A 20,499-nucleotide genomic window follows, 5' to 3' on the forward strand; every position below is an offset into this window, starting at 1 on the left:
TTTACGCCTCCGGCGGGCGCTTGAAGGTGCGAAGCATAAACCTTTCAGGGGCCAGCGCCTGCAACAGAGTTTCGCTCATTGGCAGGGGCTCGTGACAAAGCTGACTGGCCAGTATTTCTGCCATCAGTGGCGCTGTGGTCAGCCCTCTTGAGCCAAGACCGGTCAGCACAAGTAAATCCTGTTGGTCAGTGGCAACCTCATACTGACTGACATGTTTGCCTTTATATAACTCCCTGTACCGTTCTGTGGTTTTGTGTGGCGGTATAACCGCACCCATTACTGGCTGATGATCGGCGCTGCCCAGGCGTATTGAAGCTCTGGCAGTATGATCATGTTCAATGGCCTGAGCCCAGTCATAGCCAGCCAGTGCTTTAGCGTGGGTGGCCAGGTTTTGTGCGCTCTCCTCAGCTCTGGCCGTGATACTGGTGTCGCCTTTTATATAGGTAGAACCCAGCGCGTGGCGGCCTTCCCACCCCGGAGTTAAGTAGCCTTTATGGCACAGCACTGTGTTAAGCTCATGCAGCGGCGCCTGTTCGGGAATGGCTTCTACCTGGCCACGCACCGGTCGTAGCGGTAAGTGAGCCAGCGCGTCCATTTCGGCGCACTCATGACCGGCGGCAATGACTATGCGGTCTGCACGGTATGATTCATCTTCGCTTTCCAGCAGCACCGACCCGTTAGCGGTGGTAAGGGACACTCGCTGATTATAAAACTCACTTAGTAGGCCTGTTTCACGAGCTGCCTTAAGTTGAGCTTCAACCACTTCGGCCGGGCATAACCAGCCGCCCTGAGGCACAAACAGCCCCTCATGTTGTATATCAATACCACTTAGCGTACTGGCCTCAGTGGCAGTTACGGCCTGTACCAGTTGCTCAGGCCATAAGTCTTTATGTAACAGGTTTTGCTGGCGCTTTTGCACCTCTTCACTAAAACCCAGTAACAATACACCGCAGGGCTGCCAGGTAAACGTCAGGCCCCGGGCAGCGAGCGCGTCATAGTAACGCCTGGCATATAAAAAACCATGGGCCTGAATAAGCGCCGGATTACTCTGATCGGCCTGCAGTTGCGGATAAAAACCGCCCTGGCGGTTACCCGATGCGCCATCGGCCGCCGCCGGGGCCTGACCAAATAAGCTGACTTTAATGCCGCGCTGACACAAGGCCAGTGCCAGAGTTGTACCCGCCAGACCTGCGCCAATAATGGCAATGTGCTGTGCGGCGCTGGCGGGCGTATCCGGGAAGCGATAATGCCACGGGGTAGTTACCCGCCTGGCCGGCGGATTAGTGAGCACGCCAGTGAGCATATCTCGTTTACGGCCAAAACCATTGCGCTTGGCAATGTCGAATCCGGCTTCCCTTAAGCCTCGCTTTACCACTCCTGCCGCGGTAAAGGTAGCCAGAGTAGCGCCGATTTTACTTAACCGGCCCATCTGACTGAACAGCGCGTCGGTCCACATGTCCGGATTTTTACTGGGGGCGAAGCCATCTAAGAACCAGGCGTCTACCAGACCGTCCTGTGGGCAGTGCCATAGTGGTAATAACTCGTGTACATCACCGAGCCATAAATCGATGCTGGTGTGCCAGGCATCAAAATGCATACGGTGACAGCCAGTCAGTGCCGGTGGATACTGACTAACCAGAGCGCCGACTTCCTTGCTCACAGACGGGAAGACAGCCAGCGCATTTTGCAGGTCTGTGACTGCCAGTGGGAATTTTTCAGTACTGAGGATAAATAAGCGCTTTAACGGATGCTCTGGATGAGCGGCTCTGAATTGCTTAAACTGCTGCATGGCAATAATGCAGTTGAGCCCGGTACCGAACCCGGTTTCGGCAATAATAAAGTGCGGAGTCTGCCAGCTTAACCAGCGTTCACTCAGGTCGTTGCCCTCAATAAATACATGCTGGGTTTCGTCGCAGCCGCTGTCGTTGGAGAAATAGACATCATCAAAGCTGTCTGCAATCGGGGTCCCCGATTCGTTAAAATGGACGTTGGCAGATTGCAGGCGTTTACTCATAGTGTTGCGGTTCGGGTCAATCGTTGAAAGCGCGCTATAATATCAGTAATAGTTAATGCATAACAGAAATCGAACCTGAAGCCGACATCGCGGTCGAAATACACTACAATGGTAAAATTCTTGGATTGAGGTGGAAATTTGCTACCAAATCACGTAGAACAGGGTCGCAAAAGAGCAGACCACTTAGTGTCATAAAATCATTACCATATGCGGCACTAACGCAAAAGGATAATTATGAGAAGAGCAGTTATTACAGGGCTGGGTATTGTATCCAGTATCGGCATAAATCAAGAACAAGTTACCGCCTCACTCAAAGCAGGCAAATCTGGTATTACCTTTTCCGAAGAGTTTGCAGAAATGGGCATGCGTAGCCAGGTATGGGGCAACGTTGATATTGACTTTAACGAGCATATCGACCGCAAAGTGATGCGCTTCATGGGTGACGCTGCCGCTTATGCTTACGTGGCCATGAAACAAGCTATTGAAGATAGCGGCCTCACCGAAGAGCAGGTATCTAATATCCGTACCGGTATTGTGGCGGGTTCTGGCGGTGGTTCGTCCAAAAATCAGGTCAGCTCCGCAGACGTCATCCGCGAAAAAGGCGTGAAGCGTGTTGGCCCTTACATGGTGCCACGTTGCATGGGCTCTACGGTCTCTGCCTGTCTGGCTACGCCGTTTAAAATTTTGGGTGTGAACTACTCCATTTCTTCAGCCTGTGCTACCAGTGCTCACTGTATTGGTCACGCGATGGAACTTATCCAGTTAGGTAAACAGGATGTAGTGTTTGCCGGTGGTGGTGAAGAACTGAGCTGGGCGCTGTCTGGTCAGTTTGATGCCATGGGCGCATTGTCTAAAAAGTACAATGACGACCCGGCAACCGCCTCTCGCACCTACGACGCTGACCGTGACGGTTTTGTCAGCTCTGGCGGCGGCGGTATGGTTGTGGTTGAAGAACTTGAACATGCCCTGGCCCGTGGCGCCACTATCTATGCAGAAATAGTCGGCTACGGAGCCACCTCTGATGGTTACGACATGGTGGCACCGTCTGGCGAAGGCGCTGTGCGCTGTATGCAAATGGCACTGCAAGGCATTGACGACCCCATCGATTACCTGAATACCCACGGTACTTCTACTCCTGTTGGTGATGTAAAAGAACTGGCGGCTATCCAGGAAGTGTTCGGGCAATCCGGTGTGCCACTGGCCTCAACCAAGTCACTGACGGGTCACGCCCTGGGCGCGGCAGGGGTTAACGAAGCCATTTACAGCCTGTTAATGATGAAACATGGCTTTATTGCGCCGTCGATCAACATTGATAACCTTGACGAAGCGGCTGCTGGCCTTGACGTGGTAACCGCTACCCGTGAAGCCACACTGAATACGGTTATGTCTAACAGTTTCGGTTTCGGTGGTACTAATGCTTCACTGGTCATGAAGCGTTTCGAGAAATAAGCAATAAGTGTCAGCCGGAGCGTTCTGCTCCGGCTGTTATTCCCATTTGTGATTACACTGCACAGAATCGTTTTACGGTTCCCTGCAGACTTGCGATAAACTCCCATCCCATGAAAATACGTTACGAACAATCCCTGCCGCTGGCAGCGCAATATTTTGGCTCCCTGGGTCAGGCCGAAGGCTATGACGTAGGTTCCTTAACGCCAGAACAGCTGGTGGATGTTGACGTGCTGGCCGTGCGCTCCACTACGCGGGTAACGCCTGAATTGCTCAACTGTGCAAACCGGTTAACCCTGGTGGGTACGGCAACGGCAGGTATCAATCACCTTGATACTCAGTACCTCGATGCCCAGGGCATCTGCTGGATGTCGGCAGCCGGGTGTAATGCCCAGGCCGTAGCTGAGTATGTATTGAGCGCGCTGTGTAATGCTCACCTTGAGGGGATCACGGATCTCAGCACAGCGCGGGTCGGCATTGTTGGTGCCGGGCATGTGGGCACGGCCTTGTCGCGCTTACTGGATACCCTGAGCATTAGCTCTGTACTGTATGACCCACCATTGGCAGAGCAGGGCGATGAGAGAGCGTTTACCGACTGGCAGACGATATTAGGCTGTGACGTCATTTCGCTGCATGTCCCTTTTGTGCCGGGGGGCGTTTATCCAACCGACAAGATGATCGATGCCGGGGCATTGGCGTGTTTAACCAACCAGCAACTGCTGATTAATGCCTGTCGTGGTGAAGTAATAGATGAAGTGGCGTTAAAACAACGCCTTCAGTCTGGCAATGGTCCCACAGTGGTGCTGGATGTGTTTGCTAACGAGCCGGCTATTGACGAAGACTTACTGCAGTATGTGTGGCTGGCGACACCGCACATTGCCGGGCATAGCCTGGAGGGCAAATATTCGGGTACGCAGATGGTTTATGAAGCCATTTGTGACCTGGCCGGACAAACGCCAGACAAAACGCTGGATGATTTTTTACCAGAACGGCCAAATTTGCACGTAGACCTTGAATTATGCCGCGATCAAGGCGACAATCTTGCCCCCGCGATAGCACTGGTGCTGTCGGTATACGATGTAAAACAAGACAATAATCATTTTCGTCAGGGGCTGGCAGGGCCGACGAGCTTTACTGCCATGCGCAAACAGTATCGGGTTCGTCGCGAGTTAGCCGGTCACACGGTTGAATTGTCGCCACAAACGAACTCAGCGCTGGCTGCGCAACTTACTAAATTAGGCTTTAACCTAAAATAACGACAGAACAGAAAAAGTCAGTTTTTTTAAAGGGCAGATACCTGCCAAGTTAGAGTATTAGGAGCTTAACCTACTATGTCACAAGCCTTTAACGTTGCCGTTCTTGGTGCCACCGGTCTGGTTGGTCAGACCATGATTGAAATTCTGGAACAACGGAAGTTTCCGGTTGCAAAACTGTATCCGTTAGCCAGTAAACGTTCTGCCGGCGGTACGATTACGTTTAAGGGCGAAGAAGTAGAAGTGCTGGATGCTGAAGAATTTGACTGGACTCAGGTGCAGTTTGGTTTCTTCTCTGCTGGTGGCAGTGTGTCTGCAGAATTTGCCCCGCGCGCCGCTGAAGGAGGCTGTATTGTTATCGACAATACCTCACACTACCGTTACGAACCGGATATTCCGCTGGTCGTGCCTGAAGTGAATGCCCATGCGCTGGCAGATTTCCGTAATCGCAATATCATTGCTAACCCAAACTGTTCAACCATTCAGATGCTGGTGGCGTTAAAACCCATCCAGGATGCTGTGGGCATTGAGCGAATTAACGTTTGTACTTATCAGTCTGTATCTGGTGCCGGTAAATCAGCCATGGAAGAACTGGCTAAGCAAACGGCCGATCTGCTGAGTTCGCGTGAGATCACGCCGGAAGCCTTCAGCCGTCAGATTGCCTTTAATGCTATCCCGCAAATCGATGTCTTTATGGATAACGATTACACCAAAGAAGAAATGAAAATGTCTTGGGAAACCAAGAAAATCATGGGTGATGATACCATTTTGGTTAACCCGACTGCGGTACGTGTACCGGTATTCTTTGGTCACGGTGAAGCGATCCACATTGAAACCCGTCAGCCTATTGATGCCGAAGAAGTAAAACAGCTGCTGGCTAATGCTGCGGGCGTTAAAGTTTATGACAACCGTGAAGAGTTCCCCACTCAGGTGAGCAGTGCCAGTGGTAACGATGACGTTCATGTTGGACGTATTCGTAACGACATCACTCACCCAAATGGTATCAACATGTGGGTCGTGTCTGACAACATCCGTAAGGGTGCAGCCACGAACAGCGTACAAATTGCCGAAACATTAATTCGCGACTATTTGTAAGCTAACGCGCTGAGCGTTCTAAACTTCTGACCAATTTGGTCGATAACACAAAAGCGGGCTGGTTCCCGCTTTTGTTGGTTTTAACGGTGGATGCTTTTAAACTTAGGTCTATAAATGCGCCCGAAAGGTCATCAACATGCAACATTTTCTAGATCGACCCGGGTAACTGGTTTATATTTTATGAGTGAAAAATGCCATAAACAGGCTATTAAAGGCTTACAACGAAGCAAGGTGAGATGAATCCCGTGAGGTGGTCCACCAAAGCCGTCCCCGCAGAAGTTAAGGGGAAAAATTGCCAACATAACAACAAACAGGCCAGCTTTTCCGCGCTAACGTAACGGGCTGGCACGCGAATGTGATAAGTGATGATGACATCCGGCACATGACGCTTGAGGGCAAAAAAGGAACGCTATGAAATTGCATTTAACCGGCTGCATACTACTGATGATGTTGATCAGCATGGTAAGCGACCCGGTTGCCGCACAAAGTACGCCCCTTCGAGGGCCAAAAGACGCGACTAACCAGTATTCTGGTGTGGTGTTCGGGCCCATTGATGCGAATGATACCCTGTGGCGGGTAGCCAGCCGCTATCGTCAGAATCCTAACCTGTCTATCTATCAGGTGATGGTGGCGATTTATGAACTCAACCCGGATGCGTTCGAGCAAAACAACCTCAATCTGATGGTTGACGGGGCCACCTTAAAGCTGCCATCAGAACGTTACATTGCCCGTATTGATAAACAAAAGGCCCGCCAGAAAGCCGAGGCCGATGATGCTGCTTTCGCACGCATGGTCAATCAGCCCGGTGACAGCCTGAATAACCTTAAACCACCGGTCCCGCTGGTTAATCAGGACGACCTCACACAAACCAAAACGCAAATAGAACAACAGCTCAATCAGATTGATGCCTCCCAGGCCCGTCAGTTTGAGGAATTGCGCGACCAGTTTGCCGCGTCTATCGACAGCGTTCAGATGTTGCTCGACGATAACCGCAAACTGTATGAACGCATTGAGCAAATCAACACCGACCTGAGCGCCTTACGCGGGCGCGTTGACGACGATGTTGAAGTGAAGGTGGATGAACAACTGGCGTTGCAGCGCGAGTTGCGTGAACTTATTTTAAGTGACAAAGCGGCCAAGGAAGCTGAGCAGTCTAATTCGTTAATGAACGCGTTAACCAGTCCCATGGCGCTGATTGCCGGTACCGGCTTGTTAACGTTTTCTGCTATCGCGGGTCTTATTGTCTGGCTGATGAAACGCAAATCAAAGCCGGAAGAAGAAATAACACTGCCGCCTAAAGAGACGACGCCTGAACCTGAAGAAGGCATTGCCGATCTGTCCACCGCGCTGGAATCGGAACTCGGCGGTGAAGAGCTGTCGGATGAAGAGCTCTTTAACGATGACGATCTGCTTGATGATGTATTGTCTACTGAGCTGGAAGAATCACTTAATGACGATGACAGTTTTGCCGATTTAAATGACGACATGCTGGTGCCTGACGACTCCAATGAAGAAGGATTCGAAGCGGGTGACTCAGCCCTGGATCAGGACGACCTTGATAGTCTGTTCGATGAAGAATTCAGTAATCAGGATTCCGATGAGGCCATCGATCTGTCGGATGCCGATGATTTACTCGACGGCTTTGAAGAGGAAGAGGGCAACGACGATCTGGCTGACTTCTCGGAAGAGTCTGAGCCGGAGTTGGATGAGGCAGAGCAAACCTCAGACGAAGAGCTGGCCGCGTTGCTGGAAAACCCGGAACAGGTTTATCAGTCTGAACCAGCGCCGGACGCTGACGTTGATGACGACAGCGGTGACGTAACCGATGACGACGATATCGATGCGATTCTGGCTGCGCAGCAACCCGCGGCTGAGAGTGCCGCATCTGCGGTAAGCGAGGAAGATGAAACGCCGGAAATCTCCATTGATGACCTGCTGGAAGAGAATAAACTCAGCGAGGAAGAAAAAGCCAATCTGCCGGTAGACGACGGTCCGGTAGGCGATGAAATGCTGGAGAAGCTGGATGATGAAATTTCTCAGCAATCGCAGGCCATTGACCGCTTAACCGACAGCATTATCAACGAGATAGACCAAATCGAAATGATGGGTGATTTGGCTGGCGATCTGGACGATGAGGACGAAGACAGCGATTTACTTGATGCGCCTATTGAAACTGAAAGTGCAGACAGCGACGAATCCAAACTGCAAAGTCTGGATGACATCACCGAAGATTTGGACGAGATTGATTTTGATAACATCGAAAATGCTGACGCGTTTGACGATCCACTATCCGATGAGTTGCTGGCCGAACTGGAAGCGGAGTTACCAGAAGAAGACGATGATATTGAAACACCGTCAGCAGAAACAGACGAAGATGATTTCGATGAGTCACAGTTTGAACAGGAAATCAGCGACGATCTTACCGATGAGCTTTTAAAAGAACTGGAAGGTGATGATGTCGACGAGGATGTCGAACCGGAAGTTGCCGTGGATGACGAGGCGGACGATTTCGATGAGTCCGATCTCGAAGATGACCTGACCCGGGAACTGCTAAGCGAGCTGGAACAGAATGACGAAGATGACGATGTGGTGGAGGTTGAGCCTGATCAGCAGCCTGTTGAGTCAGATGAAGCCATTGATACTGATGACGCCATTGCGGAAGAAAGCCTTGATTTTGACGATCCGCTAACCGACGACCTGCTCGCAGAGTTATCTGGCGATGAGAAAGGCGAAGACAACGACGAACAAACCCAGGCTCTCAGTGAAGAACTCGATGAACTGGACACGGCACAACCTGCTTACGTCAGTGATGATGAAATTAGTGTGGAAGATACCACCGAAGGGGATGAAGAACTCCCCCCTGAAGAGGCAGAATCGCAGGCATCGAGCGACACTACTGAATCGTTAGAGCCAGCAGAAGACTCAGCGGACATCGACGACGTATCTGACGACGCGCTAGAGCAGGCTTTAGCTGAATTTGACCAGCAGATGATGGATGACATTCCGTCGTTTTCAGGGGAGCCTGAACCGGCTGAGGCAGCCACTTCAGAAGCGCCCGATGATGATATTCTAGACCAGGCCCTGGAAGATTTTGAAAGTGAAATCGACAGTTTTGAGCTGGCGCAAGAGCAGGATGGCGTATTACCCGGTGAAAATGAAGCCTCAGAAGAACGAGCTTCACGCCCCGGCGACTTTGACGAACTGGAAGATGTTCCCGGTCTCGACGAGTGGTTAAACGATAGCAACAGCGGTGAAGAAGCGGCCATTTTGGATGAACTGGATAACAGTGAATTTGATGAACTGCTTGGTGCAATCGATAACGAAGACGAAGCGAAGCCTGAACAAGAAATCGAAGAACTGGCGCTGGATAATCCGGATCTTGATTTGAATGCGTTGTTCAGGGAGCAGCCAGAAACCGCCGACACTGACGCTGAAAGTGAAGAGGACTCAGCACCAGCAGAAGAAGACTACGTGGATGTGGAAACGCTGATGGCTCAAGCTGATGATGTGCCGGATGCCGAGGATGAAAGAGACCTTGACCTCGATGTGAGTTTGTCTGAATTCAGTGGTGTTAGCGACGATGATGATGTGTTTGATATCGATAAAGACGCAGGTCAGAACGCTAACCTGGACCTCGCCCGCGTGTACATTGAAATGGATGATTCGGAGGCTGCGCGCGAGTTGCTTGAAGAAGTCATGAGCGAAGGGTCAGAAGCTCAACAGGCAGAAGCCAAAAAACTGATTGAAACCTTATAATGGTGAAGTCATTTATTAATGGCGCTCTGTGCCTCCTGCTACTGTGTTTTGTATCCGCTAGCTTTGCAAAACCGGTTAACACCGCATTATTGATTGGTACCTGGGGCAATTCTGAAGATGGTGGCGAGACATTCTGGGGTTACGACAAATACCTCGAAGACGGCACACTGGTGTCCTGGGGTACCTACCCGGAGACCGAATTCAGTTATAAAGTGCGGGCCACCTACGCGATTAAAGTTAAATTCGGCACGTTTTCCTGCCTGACCATTACCGAATCGAGCCCCATGACCGATTTTGTTGGTGAGTTTTGGTGTGATGAAATCATTGAACTCACCTCTGAAACCTTTACGTTTAAAAGTGCAGACGGCGAAGTCACTACACTCTACCGGGTTCTCTGATCTCTGACGAAATACCAAATGTCTTAGTCAAACCATGCTTTACTGTACAAACCATCTAAAAATGGGGGCATGAAATCGCTACTGATTGCCACTAACATGTAGCGACGTGGAAAACACAACGCCGTTATCCTTCATCATGATTTTTCGACCAGTCGTGGCATTCTCATTCTCTGCTTGCTGTATTTGGCACACAATAATCCTGGGAAGATAACACTTCAGATTACGGACACGGATAATAATGAAAAATAAATTAGTCACGCTGTTAGCTGCGGCAATTGGTCTTGCTGCTGTAGGGTTAGCATCGCCGGAATTAAAAGCACGACAGTCGGTACAAACCGAAGTGCTCGATAGCATTAAACAGACTGTCAGCACCTCAACCCTTTCTTATGACATTGTTGAATCCTTAACCACCGAAGTTGGTGCCAGAATGGTAGGCACACCAGGTGCTGATGCGGCAACTGACTGGGCAGTAGCGAAAATGCAATCATTGGGTTTTGACAAAGTCTGGGTGGAAGAAAGCCAGGCTCAGTTATGGCAGCGAGGCGATCTTACTGCCAGCATCATTGCCCCTTATCCGCATAAACTGGTGGCTATCGCATTAGGCGGAAGTGTTGGTACTGATGGCAAGGCAATCAACGCCGAAGTGGCTTATTTCGCCGATTTGAAAGCATTGCAGGAAGCGCCAAAGAACAGTCTTAACGGTAAGATTGCTTATGTTGGTTACCGAATGGAGCGTCATATCGACGGTCATGGCTACGGTAAGGCGGTAGGGGCTCGAGTGGTTGGTGCTTCGGCAGCGGCTAAAAAAGGGGCACTGGCTTTTATTATGCGCTCCGTCGGCACTGATACCGACCGTATTGGTCACACCGGCATGATGCGTTATGAAGAGGGCGTCGCTAAAATACCCGCAGTCGCGCTGTCTAATCCGGATGCGGACTTGCTGGAAAATATGTTACGTCGCAACCAGCCGGTAACCTTTTCGTTAAAGACCAGTGCCAGCGGCCCAACCGGTGATACTGTGACTATCGCGAATGTAATTGGCGAAGTTACTGGTGCTCAACAGCCCGATGAACTGATTACACTGGGTGCGCACATCGATAGCTGGGATGTTGGCACCGGTGCCATCGACGATGGCATAGGTATTGGCATAGTGCTGGCCGCTGGCCATTATATAGCTCACATGGAGCAGCGCCCGGCACGTACCGTTCGGGTTATTTTGTTTGCGGCTGAGGAAATTGGCCTGGTGGGTGTGCGTGACTATGTAGCCAGACACAAAGACGAGATGGCGCAGCACATCATTGGTGCCGAATGGGACTTTGGTAACGGTCGTATTTATGAGCTCGAACCGGGAGTGGGTCCAGAAGCCCTGGCCTCGGTTCGCGACTTTGCCAGATATCTGGCACCCATGGGTGTTGGCCTGGCAAGTACTAATACCGCTAAAGGGCAGTCGGATATGAGTTTATTGGGCGAAGCCGGTCAGCCGGCATTTAATTTTGCGCCGGGTGGACTGGACTACTTTGATTACCATCATACTGAAAATGACACACTGGATAAGGTGGATCAGGAAGCCCTGAAGGTGAATACCACTATTTACACAATGTTTGCCTGGTACGCCGCCAACAGCGGCGTGGATTATCGTCAATAAAACCGGGTTAAACGGGGAGTAGTCATGACTGCTCCCCCGGAATTTCTGCGGCAAATGCCAATCTTCCTGATTATCCGGATTGCCCAACGGCCTCGCTTTACGTAAACTTACGCGCCTCAACGAAACACAAAGCAACAGAAGATATGACCCGAATAGCCCTTGGTATTGAATATGATGGTGCCCAGCACTTTGGCTGGCAACGACAGCAGCAAGTGCCCAGCGTGCAAGGCTATTTAGAAAAAGCGTTGTCGACAGTCGCTAACACAGCCATTGATGTTCAGTGTGCCGGGCGTACCGATGCGGGCGTTCATGCAACCGGGCAGGTGGTACATTTTGACTGTGATGTAACGCGGCCGCTAAAAGCCTGGACTATGGGGGTCAATGCTAATTTACCCGATTCCGTGGCAGTGAAGTGGTGTACCGAGGTTAGCAAAGACTTCCATGCGCGCTTCTCGGCAACGGGCAGACGCTATCGATATATCATCTATAACCATAAAATGCGCCCGGCGATTTTGCATCATGGGGTCACTCATGTGCACCGTGAGCTGGACGAAAAACGTATGCACGAGGCCGCCCAGGCATTGCTGGGGGAACAGGACTTCAGTGCATTCCGGGCATCTCTTTGCCAGTCGAAAACCCCGTTTCGTAATGTGACTAAAGTAACGGTTACCCGCCAGGGGTGCTACGTCATTGTTGATATCAGCGCCAATGCGTTCTTACATCACATGGTACGTAATATTGTGGGGTCACTGGTAGAGATAGGCAGTGGCCATCAGCCGCTCGACTGGATTGCTACCCTGCTGGCCGGGAAAGACCGCACGCTGGCAGCCGCCACGGCTAAGCCTAACGGGTTATATCTGGTGGATGTGGATTATCCTGCTGCCTTTGGTTTACCGCACGCGGTGCTCGGCCCATTGTTTCTGCCTGATAATTAACCGGGTACCCGATGCCGGGGGGCAGGTTGTTGAAATTAACACCAAAACCTATCAGGCATTGGCAATAAAAGCCTTTATACGTATAAATATTCGTACTTCTTAGACCAGTTTTATTTTTCGCTATTGCGTTGAATATGCTCTAATATGTCGCCATATGCGGATATAATCCATCGTTTATTATTTCATCATCCTGTACCGGGCACGAACAAGTATAAAAAGCCGGGCGTAACAGGTTAGCTAAAAGGACATCTCTGGCATGAGCTGGATACAAAAAATACTTCCGAAGACACAAACTTCCACTAAAGGTAACGTACCTGAAGGTATTTGGACTAAATGTAATGGTTGTCAGGCCGTGCTGTACAAGCAGGATCTTGAGAAGCAACTGGAAGTTTGTCCGAAGTGCGATAATCACATGCGCATTGGCGCCCGTCGTCGCCTGGATGCCTTCCTTGATGCCGGTGACCGACAGGAATTAGCCGGTGATCTTGAGCCTCAGGACGTGCTGAAATTTAAAGATTCCAAGCGTTATAAAGACCGCATTACCGCGGCCCAAAAATCGACCAATGAAAAAGATGCCTTAATTGTTATGCAAGGCAAGCTGAAAGGCATGCCAATTGTTGTGGCCAGCTTTGAATTTGCTTTCATGGGCGGATCGATGGCCTCTGTAGTAGGCGCCCGTTTTGTGGCGGCCGTGAATGCTGCGATAGCGGCCAATTGCCCGTTAGTTTGTTTCTCTGCCAGTGGCGGTGCGCGGATGCAGGAAGCGCTGCTGTCGTTAATGCAAATGGCCAAAACGTCTGCGGCCCTGGCCAAGCTGAGTGAAAAAGGCTTGCCGTACATTTCAGTGATGACAGACCCTACCATGGGCGGTGTTTCAGCCAGCTTAGCCATGTTAGGTGATATTAATGTGGCCGAACCGAAAGCGCTAATTGGTTTTGCCGGCCCCCGGGTTATTGAGCAGACTGTACGTGAAAAGTTACCTGAAGGTTTTCAGCGTAGTGAATTCCTGCTCGAAAAAGGCGCTATCGATATGATTGTTGATCGCCGCGAGATGCGAGACAAAATGCATAGCGTACTGACTAAATTGCATCGCCCTGATTAATTCAGGGCTTTTTATTTCTTATGAGTAAAACACTTCCGCAATGGCTCGAATACCTTGAGTCCATTCACCCCAGTGCCATTGATATGGGGCTGGAACGGGTTAATGATGTTGCGCAACGACTCAACATTAGCTTTAACTCCCGCGTTATTACCGTTGGTGGCACCAATGGTAAGGGCACAACTTCTGCACTCATCGAAAACACCTTACTGCTTGATGGCCAGTCAGTGGGGGTATACAGTTCACCACATTTACTCGACTACCGTGAACGGGTTCGTATTAACGGTGCGTTACCGTCAGAATCCGCTTTTTGCGCAGCCTTCGAACAGGTTGAGCAAGCGCGTGGTGAAATTAGTTTAACTTATTTTGAGTTTGGTACTCTGGCTGCAATGCTTATGCTGATGGCCGCAGAACTGGATGTTGTGATACTTGAAGTAGGCTTAGGCGGTCGCCTTGATGCGACGAATATAATTGCTCCGGATTGTGCAGTGATCACCAGCATTGGTTTGGACCATCAGGACTGGCTGGGCGATACACGAGAAAAAATTGCTCTGGAAAAAGCCGGCATCATTCGCGCTGGCGGCAAAGTCGTTATCGGCGAACCTGAACCACCGCAAACGTTACTCGAAGCCGTACATCGTTTGCAAGCCGATGCCTGGTGGCGTGATGATGATTTTACCATTACGCGCCGCGCTGACGGCTCTGTTAAGTTTACTGCGGGCGAGCAGGCATTGACGCTGGCGGATACCGCTATTCCTCTGAACAACGTCGCCACCGCGCTGGCAGTACTTAAACACGCAGGCTTCACGCCAGGCGATGATAAAGTACAGCAGGCTGTAGCCAGTACAGAGTTGCCCGGACGACGTCAGTTAATAGCGCGGCAGCCAGCTACTTATCTGGATGTGGGGCATAACCCGCAGGCCACAGAATCGTTGGCAGAATGGCTCGACGGCAAAGACTTTGCGCAATTACATATTGTGGTGGCAATGCTCAATGATAAAGCGCCGGCAGCTTCTCTGGCGCCTTTTAAGCGTTTTACGCCGCACTGGTATCTGGCTACCACACACGGCCCTCGTGGTCTGTCTTCCGAAAAGCTGGCAGATGCCGTGGAACATTCTCAGCGCTATTTGTTTGTGGAAGTGACCGAAGCCTATGAGCAAGCCCGCAAGAATGCTCAGACGCAAGACCTGATATTGGTCGTTGGTTCCTTTCATACAGTTGCAGATATTCTGGCGTTACCGCACAATACACAAAACTCATAACAGGATCACAGGTAGTGGCGGCAGCGTTAAAGAACAGGTTGGTAGGCACTGTTATTTTGGTAGCAATAGCAGTAATCATATTACCAGACATGCTGGACGGCAAAAAATCCAGCAATGGGGACGTGTTTGTTAATGTTCCGGCGGCACCAGCAAAAAAGCCGATTGTTAATCCCGAGCCGTTTCCCGATGAAAGGGTTGTTGCGTCAGCGCAGCGACCGGTTGAAATTGTTAATGAAAGGGCGCTTGACGAACCCGAAGCCGCCTCTGAACCAGCAACCGATACCAACAGTGATGCCACGGCACAGGTGAATAACTCGCCCAATGATGACCTGGCGCGCCAAACCGTAGTAGAAGCACCGCAAGAATCAGAGCAAAATAACAGCTGGGTGATCCAACTGGGCAGCTTCAGGCACCAGAAAAACGTAAAGCAATTATTGGATAAACTGGAAAACGCCGGATACAGAGCGTTTAGCCGGCCCATAGAAACCAGTTCCGGTTCGTTAACCAAAGTGTTTGTCGGACCAAATTTGAACAAGCGCGAACTGGATGGTGCCTTATCTCACCTTCAGGAGCTGACCGGCTTACGAGGTAAAGTAACCCGCTTCAGTGTAAACAACTAAACCAACAGGCGTACGCAGGACAGAATTGTTGACAGCCGGTGACTGGATAAAATTTCGGCACTGGTAATCAGGCAGACTTCTGGTAGAATGCGCGCGAATTTGACGCGATGGTGTTGTGTAAAACTCTATAGTAAACATAGGGGCTAGCCCAACACATCGTTAACAGGACGGGTAAGAATCTTCAAATGAATTGGCTGGATTACACGATTATAGGTGTGATAGCGCTCTCCACGCTAATTAGTCTGGTGCGTGGCTTTGTTAAAGAAGCTATTTCACTGGCAGTGTGGTTTACCGCCATGTTCGTTGCCAGCCAGTTTTACGCCGATCTGGCCGTCTACTTCTCGCGCATCAGTGACGAACTTATCCGTAACGGCGCTGCCATCGCCGCTCTCTTTGTGGCAACTCTTTTGTTAGGGGCTTTGTTAAACTACACCATTAGCCAACTGGTTCAGGCCACCGGCTTATCGGGTACAGACAGAGCGCTCGGCGCTGTTTTCGGCGCATTGCGCGGCATTCTTATTGTAAGTGCGCTATTATTTTTCCTGGATACGTTTACTCCTTCAGCCTCATCCGAGTGGTGGGATGAATCGGTACTGGTGCCGGAATTTGCAATGATCATTGAGTGGTTTTTTAGTTACGTAAAAGACAGCTCCAGTTTTTTAACTCCCGCTTAAATAGGTAACCTACATGTGTGGTATTGTCGGAATAGTTGGTAAAACACCAGTTGCTCAGTCACTCTATGACTGTTTAACCGTTTTACAGCACCGTGGTCAGGATGCGGCTGGCATCATGACGATCGACAACGGTGTATTTAATCTGCGTAAAGACAATGGACTGGTTCGGGACGTGTTTCACACCCGTCATATGAAGCGCCTCACAGGGAATATGGGGATTGGCCATTGCCGCTACCCAACGGCAGGCTCGTCCAGCTCGGCTGAAGCCCAGCCGTTTTATGTTAACTCACCTTTCGGTATGGCCTTTGCCCACAATGGCAACCTGACCAATGCCCTCGATTTACAAATCGAAGTAGCTAAAGTTGCTCGCCGTCATATCAATACTACATCAGACTCTGAGATTCTGATGAACATTTTTGCGCATGAGTTATCGCAACGCACCACCGGGTTAACGGTTTCTCCAAAAGACATTTTTGAGGTGGTAACTAACGTTCATATTAAAGCGCGTGGTGCTTATGCCTGTGTTGCGGCGATTATCGGACTTGGCGTTGTTGCGTTTCGTGATCCCAATGGTATTCGTCCACTGGCGCTGGGTAAGCGCATTACAGAAATGGGTGAAGAGTACATGGTTGCCTCTGAAAGCGTTGCACTGGATGCGGTAGGCTTTCAGTTTATTCGCGACGTAGCGCCGGGCGAAGCGGTATTTATTACCGAAGCGGGTGAGTTATTCACTCAACAATGTGCCCAAACGCCAGTGACCTCACCGTGTATTTTTGAATTTGTTTACTTTGCCCGCCCGGATTCTTTTATTGACGGTATTTCTGTTTACGCCTCTCGCGTCAACATGGGTAAAAAGCTCGGTGAGAAAATTGCTCGTGAATGGGCCGATTTGGATATCGATGTGGTTATTCCCATTCCGGAAACCTCCATGGATGTCGCGTTACAAATTGCGATTACCCTTGATTTACCTTACCGTCAGGGCTTCGTAAAAAATCGTTACATTGGTCGAACGTTTATTATGCCCGGCCAGACCCAGCGCAAGAAATCAGTGCGTCGTAAACTAAATGCGATTTCCTCTGAATTCAAAGGTAAAAACGTACTGCTGGTTGACGATTCTATTGTACGTGGTACCACTTCAGGACAGATTATCGAGATGGCCCGAGAGTCTGGTGCCAAAAAAGTTTACTTTGCGTCAGCGGCGCCTGAGATTCGCTTCCCTAATGTGTACGGTATCGATATGCCGTCGGCTAACGAACTGATTGCTTATGGCCGCGAAATTGACCAGATTTCAGACCTGATCCAGGCTGATGGCCTGATTTTCCAGGATATTTCAGATTTGGTAGATGCCGTTCAACATGAGAATCCGCAGATCTCACGGTTTGAAACCTCGGTGTTTGATGGTAATTACATTACTGGCGACGTGGACCAGGCTTACCTTGAACGTATTGATGCAGCCCGTAATGATTTGGCCAGAAAAGCGCCGGTGGTTCAGGCTGAGCTATCCAATCTCGATATGCATAACTTCGAGTCGTAAGTGGTATAACCGATATAAAAAAGCCGTTCAGATGAACGGCTTTTTATTGCTTATGTGAACTTGTATTAATGCATGTAAATCGGGCCCAGGCCCATACTCCATAAAATCACCGAACTTGCCATTAGTATTACCAGCAACACCAACCCGCAAGTAACCACTGAACTTGAGTAGATAAACCCTTTTTCTTCAGGAATGTGCATCATGATTGGCACGCCCGAATAAAGCAGGTATACAGAATAGGAAAGTCCTACCAGGCCAACGGTCATAATAAACCACAGTTCTGGGTATAAACCGGCAAAGCCAACCATGAACAGCGGCGTTGCTGTGTAAGCTGCCAGTTCCAGTGACTGAGTATAAGTGGGGGACGTATCAAATGCTTTTGCCAGTTCATGCATCAGTGCCGCCAACGCGACCACTCCGGCAATTAAACCAAAATACATTGCTACGCTCATGGTCATAGCACTTTGCGGGGTGAGTTTAATGACCTCACCTGCGCCAAAGCTCCAGCCCAGGTGGGCAGCCGAGTAATAGGCGACGATTGCAGGGATCAGTGCAATGATGGCTATGTGGCTAAACGCATAAAAGTAGTTTTCGTGGCGCTTATCAATGGTTTGCCATTCTTCTTTTGGATGGGTGTAAATACCCCACAGGTGGTTCAGGATCATATTCTTTCCCTCAGTGCTGAGAATGTTTTTAATTTGTTATTTATTTAACAAATAATCAACAATTTCAGTTTTATCCAAAGCGAAAACTAAGTCAACACATTTTGTTGATAAATTAAACAGCACAGCAGATTACGGGACCTGCACCAACCATATAGGGGAGCCGGCAGGTGTTAAGACTTACTGGCGGGTAGGGGATTAGCAGCCACCATGACGATGCTCAAGGCATAAATCGAGGCGGCACTGGCGAGCAAGAAAACATGAAGCTGCACGCTGGCCTCAAGGAGTTCCGGGAAACTCGACTTCAGATTGCTGAGCCCCGTCATTTCTGCTGCCAGAATAAATGCGCCCTCAAAGGTACCACTACCGGCGACACCGTGTATGGGTAGCACAGACGATAAGTCGGCACCAACAATCCCCAGTAATGCAGTGTGGAAGGATAATTCAGAAATGCCTAAAACAATTAACACAAATGCGCTCAGTTTGCTGAGCCAGGACGTGAGAGTGAGCAGGGCAATAATGACGTAAGTTTTACCTTTGGTTGGTAATTGAGCCAGGGTTTCTCTGAGCTTAACCAGTAATGGTTGATGAGTGCGCCGCAGCAGTAGGAGGGCCAGTAATTTGAGCTTTTCAGTAAACATGATCACCACTACAAATAAACCGGTGATGACTACTGACAGAAGCGGGAAGTCTCGCCATAAGAGCAAAACGCCGCCAATACAAAGCAGACAAAGTAAGTCCAGCAGCCTGAACATGATTAGGTGTAATGATGCTGTGAGCATGGGAACGCTAAATTGCGCTTTCATAAAAATGGGGAAGCTGGCTTCTCCGGTCCGCATGGGCATCATGATATTCAGGATATTATGTGTAAGTGAGAGCTTAAACAGCCTGGTGAAGTGGCCAATAATCATCAGGCTCGCCTGGATCCGCCAGGTGCGCAGTACATAAGAAAATAGCATCAATGCCATTGCCGACCATAAATACGGCCCGGGTAATAGAACAAATCCTCGCGCAATCGTTTGCCAGCCAACAAACCACTCCACCGCGGCGAGGGTGAGTATTAACAATAGTGAGGGCAAAAGGAATTGAATAATACGTTTCATTAGTTTTAGAATTACAACGAGTTAAATAGCCGGTTTTGTCGTTTGCCCTGGTCACAACACTATACCTGAAACCCTTAATCGTCGTGAACTATTTATAAATTAAGCGGTGATTATGCTTTATGAGACTAAATTCAAAGCTGCGCCCTATGATAGACTACGTGGGTTTGTTATTAACCAGTATCAATAAGGTCAGAGAATCTCAGGTGAATGAACTATTATCACCCATTAACGCATTTCTAAAATGTCCCACACCACAAAGCTGGATAAACGAGGCCACGAAGCGGGAAAACCTGCCGGTCGTGCTGCTCGACCATCTGGTTTGTGAATTGAAGGCCGCCCAATCCGCCATGTACCTTATCCGCAAATATGCGGTGGATAAAGAAAGTGGTGAAGCCCTGCTGGCCTGGTTAAAACCTTTCGAGGATTTTACCTACCGTAAACAGGGCGACTGGCGTGAACTGGCCAATCATGAAAAGCTGACTAAATCGATGATCCCCAAATCCGGCGCACCTTACAGTCAGGATTTGATAGATAAAATGGTGATGCTGATAAAAGAAGAGTTGCATCATTTTTATCAGGTACTGGAAATTCTGGAAGAATACGGTATCCCTTACGAATCCGTTGGCTCCAGCCGTTATGCCAGAGGGATGCTGCGACATGTGCGTACTTATGAGCCTCAGGCACTTATCGATAAGCTGATCTGCGGTGCTTACATTGAGGCGCGTTCCTGCGAACGCTTTGCTGCGCTGGCCCCGCATGTAGATAAACGGCTGGGCGACTTCTACGTATCGTTACTACGTTCTGAGGCACGTCATTATCAGGATTATCTGACACTGGCTGAAGAGATTGCCGGCACGGATATTTCCGAGCGTGTGGAATTTTTTGGCGATGTCGAAGCTGAGCTGATCTCATCTGCTGATGATGATTTTAAATTTCACAGTGGCGCACCGGTCACTCAGGTTGATGAATAGAAAACTGGTTCGCGCTGCATTGCTCTCTTAAT

General features: G+C 49.7%; 16 protein-coding genes. 13 read left to right on the plus strand and 3 right to left on the minus strand.

The features are described 5' to 3' along the window. Position 1: 1 nt before the first annotated feature. Positions 2–2,014, minus strand: a complete 2,013-nt coding sequence (gene mnmC / locus AC27IB_RS20115) for a bifunctional tRNA (5-methylaminomethyl-2-thiouridine)(34)-methyltransferase MnmC2/FAD-dependent 5-carboxymethylaminomethyl-2-thiouridine(34) oxidoreductase MnmC1 (RefSeq protein WP_487123157.1) — start codon at positions 2,012–2,014, stop codon at positions 2–4. A gap of 234 nt (positions 2,015–2,248) precedes the next feature. Here mnmC and fabB point away from each other — a divergent pair, with 234 nt between their 5' ends. The 12 genes from fabB to purF all read left to right on the plus strand — a co-directional run bounded on the left by fabB (position 2,249) and on the right by purF (position 17,731). Further along, positions 2,249–3,463, plus strand: a complete 1,215-nt coding sequence (fabB, locus tag AC27IB_RS20120) for a beta-ketoacyl-ACP synthase I (protein ID WP_487123159.1) — start codon at positions 2,249–2,251, stop codon at positions 3,461–3,463. Between the two features lie 110 nt (positions 3,464–3,573). Further along, positions 3,574–4,716: a 4-phosphoerythronate dehydrogenase gene (locus AC27IB_RS20125; RefSeq protein WP_487123161.1), complete on the plus strand. Its 1,143-nt coding sequence runs from the start codon at positions 3,574–3,576 to the stop codon at positions 4,714–4,716. Positions 4,717–4,791: 75 nt separating this feature from the next. Continuing rightward, the gene (locus AC27IB_RS20130) at positions 4,792–5,808 is read left to right on the plus strand and encodes an aspartate-semialdehyde dehydrogenase (RefSeq protein WP_487123163.1); all 1,017 of its coding nucleotides are present in this window, start codon (positions 4,792–4,794) and stop codon (positions 5,806–5,808) included. A gap of 411 nt (positions 5,809–6,219) precedes the next feature. Further along, positions 6,220–9,564 (plus strand): FimV/HubP family polar landmark protein, encoded by a 3,345-nt coding sequence (locus tag AC27IB_RS20135; protein WP_487123165.1) that lies wholly within the window; start codon positions 6,220–6,222, stop codon positions 9,562–9,564. After that, a complete protein-coding gene (locus AC27IB_RS20140; RefSeq protein ID WP_487123167.1) occupies positions 9,564–9,962 on the plus strand; it encodes a hypothetical protein in 399 nt (132 codons plus the stop codon). Before AC27IB_RS20135 ends, AC27IB_RS20140 begins: the two co-directional genes overlap by 1 nt. 238 nt (positions 9,963–10,200) lie before the next feature. Beyond that, the gene (locus AC27IB_RS20145) at positions 10,201–11,607 is read left to right on the plus strand and encodes a M28 family peptidase (RefSeq protein ID WP_487123169.1); all 1,407 of its coding nucleotides are present in this window, start codon (positions 10,201–10,203) and stop codon (positions 11,605–11,607) included. A gap of 143 nt (positions 11,608–11,750) precedes the next feature. Then, positions 11,751–12,542 (plus strand): tRNA pseudouridine(38-40) synthase TruA, encoded by a 792-nt coding sequence (truA, locus tag AC27IB_RS20150; RefSeq protein ID WP_487123171.1) that lies wholly within the window; start codon positions 11,751–11,753, stop codon positions 12,540–12,542. Positions 12,543–12,798: 256 nt separating this feature from the next. Beyond that, positions 12,799–13,644, plus strand: coding sequence for an acetyl-CoA carboxylase, carboxyltransferase subunit beta (gene accD / locus AC27IB_RS20155; protein ID WP_487123173.1), 846 nt, complete (start codon positions 12,799–12,801; stop codon positions 13,642–13,644). A 20-nt stretch (positions 13,645–13,664) separates the two neighbouring features. Beyond that, positions 13,665–14,903, plus strand: a complete 1,239-nt coding sequence (gene folC, locus AC27IB_RS20160) for a bifunctional tetrahydrofolate synthase/dihydrofolate synthase (RefSeq protein WP_487123175.1) — start codon at positions 13,665–13,667, stop codon at positions 14,901–14,903. Between the two features lie 14 nt (positions 14,904–14,917). Then, entirely contained in the window at positions 14,918–15,523 is a 606-nt protein-coding gene (locus AC27IB_RS20165; RefSeq protein ID WP_296053661.1) for an SPOR domain-containing protein, read from the plus strand. 185 nt (positions 15,524–15,708) lie between these two features. Next, a complete protein-coding gene (locus AC27IB_RS20170; RefSeq protein WP_487123177.1) occupies positions 15,709–16,197 on the plus strand; it encodes a CvpA family protein in 489 nt (162 codons plus the stop codon). Positions 16,198–16,210: 13 nt separating this feature from the next. Further along, complete coding sequence (gene purF / locus AC27IB_RS20175; protein WP_487123179.1) at positions 16,211–17,731, plus strand: amidophosphoribosyltransferase; 1,521 nt, start codon at positions 16,211–16,213, stop codon at positions 17,729–17,731. A 65-nt stretch (positions 17,732–17,796) separates the two neighbouring features. Here the strand turns inward: purF and AC27IB_RS20180 are convergent, their stop codons facing one another. Together AC27IB_RS20180 and AC27IB_RS20185 are read right to left on the minus strand one after the other, a co-directional pair. Further along, positions 17,797–18,396: a Yip1 family protein gene (locus AC27IB_RS20180; RefSeq protein ID WP_487123181.1), complete on the minus strand. Its 600-nt coding sequence runs from the start codon at positions 18,394–18,396 to the stop codon at positions 17,797–17,799. A gap of 170 nt (positions 18,397–18,566) precedes the next feature. After that, complete coding sequence (locus AC27IB_RS20185) at positions 18,567–19,496, minus strand: lysylphosphatidylglycerol synthase domain-containing protein (protein ID WP_296050212.1); 930 nt, start codon at positions 19,494–19,496, stop codon at positions 18,567–18,569. A gap of 146 nt (positions 19,497–19,642) precedes the next feature. On the opposite strand from AC27IB_RS20185, the gene miaE reads away from it, so the two are divergent. Continuing rightward, positions 19,643–20,467, plus strand: coding sequence for a tRNA isopentenyl-2-thiomethyl-A-37 hydroxylase MiaE (gene miaE, locus AC27IB_RS20190; protein ID WP_296050219.1), 825 nt, complete (start codon positions 19,643–19,645; stop codon positions 20,465–20,467). Positions 20,468–20,499: the final 32 nt, after the last annotated feature.

It is taken from the genome of Alteromonas sp. 4NH20-0104, from assembly GCF_057547795.1.

Excerpts from the sequence above, each read along its gene's own strand:
- truA (WP_487123171.1), top strand. The coding sequence starts at position 11,751 with ATGACCCGAATAGCCCTTGGTATTGAATATGATGGTGCCCAGCACTTT.
- miaE (WP_296050219.1), top strand. The coding sequence starts at position 19,643 with ATGATAGACTACGTGGGTTTGTTATTAACCAGTATCAATAAGGTCAGA.
- AC27IB_RS20125 (WP_487123161.1), top strand. The coding sequence starts at position 3,574 with ATGAAAATACGTTACGAACAATCCCTGCCGCTGGCAGCGCAATATTTT.
- AC27IB_RS20140 (WP_487123167.1), top strand. The coding sequence starts at position 9,564 with ATGGTGAAGTCATTTATTAATGGCGCTCTGTGCCTCCTGCTACTGTGT.
- AC27IB_RS20185 (WP_296050212.1), bottom strand. The coding sequence starts at position 19,496 with ATGAAACGTATTATTCAATTCCTTTTGCCCTCACTATTGTTAATACTC.
- AC27IB_RS20135 (WP_487123165.1), top strand. The coding sequence starts at position 6,220 with ATGAAATTGCATTTAACCGGCTGCATACTACTGATGATGTTGATCAGC.
- accD (WP_487123173.1), top strand. The coding sequence starts at position 12,799 with ATGAGCTGGATACAAAAAATACTTCCGAAGACACAAACTTCCACTAAA.
- AC27IB_RS20170 (WP_487123177.1), top strand. The coding sequence starts at position 15,709 with ATGAATTGGCTGGATTACACGATTATAGGTGTGATAGCGCTCTCCACG.
- mnmC (WP_487123157.1), bottom strand. The coding sequence starts at position 2,014 with ATGAGTAAACGCCTGCAATCTGCCAACGTCCATTTTAACGAATCGGGG.
- AC27IB_RS20145 (WP_487123169.1), top strand. The coding sequence starts at position 10,201 with ATGAAAAATAAATTAGTCACGCTGTTAGCTGCGGCAATTGGTCTTGCT.
- purF (WP_487123179.1), top strand. The coding sequence starts at position 16,211 with ATGTGTGGTATTGTCGGAATAGTTGGTAAAACACCAGTTGCTCAGTCA.
- folC (WP_487123175.1), top strand. The coding sequence starts at position 13,665 with ATGAGTAAAACACTTCCGCAATGGCTCGAATACCTTGAGTCCATTCAC.
- AC27IB_RS20180 (WP_487123181.1), bottom strand. The coding sequence starts at position 18,396 with ATGATCCTGAACCACCTGTGGGGTATTTACACCCATCCAAAAGAAGAA.
- AC27IB_RS20130 (WP_487123163.1), top strand. The coding sequence starts at position 4,792 with ATGTCACAAGCCTTTAACGTTGCCGTTCTTGGTGCCACCGGTCTGGTT.
- fabB (WP_487123159.1), top strand. The coding sequence starts at position 2,249 with ATGAGAAGAGCAGTTATTACAGGGCTGGGTATTGTATCCAGTATCGGC.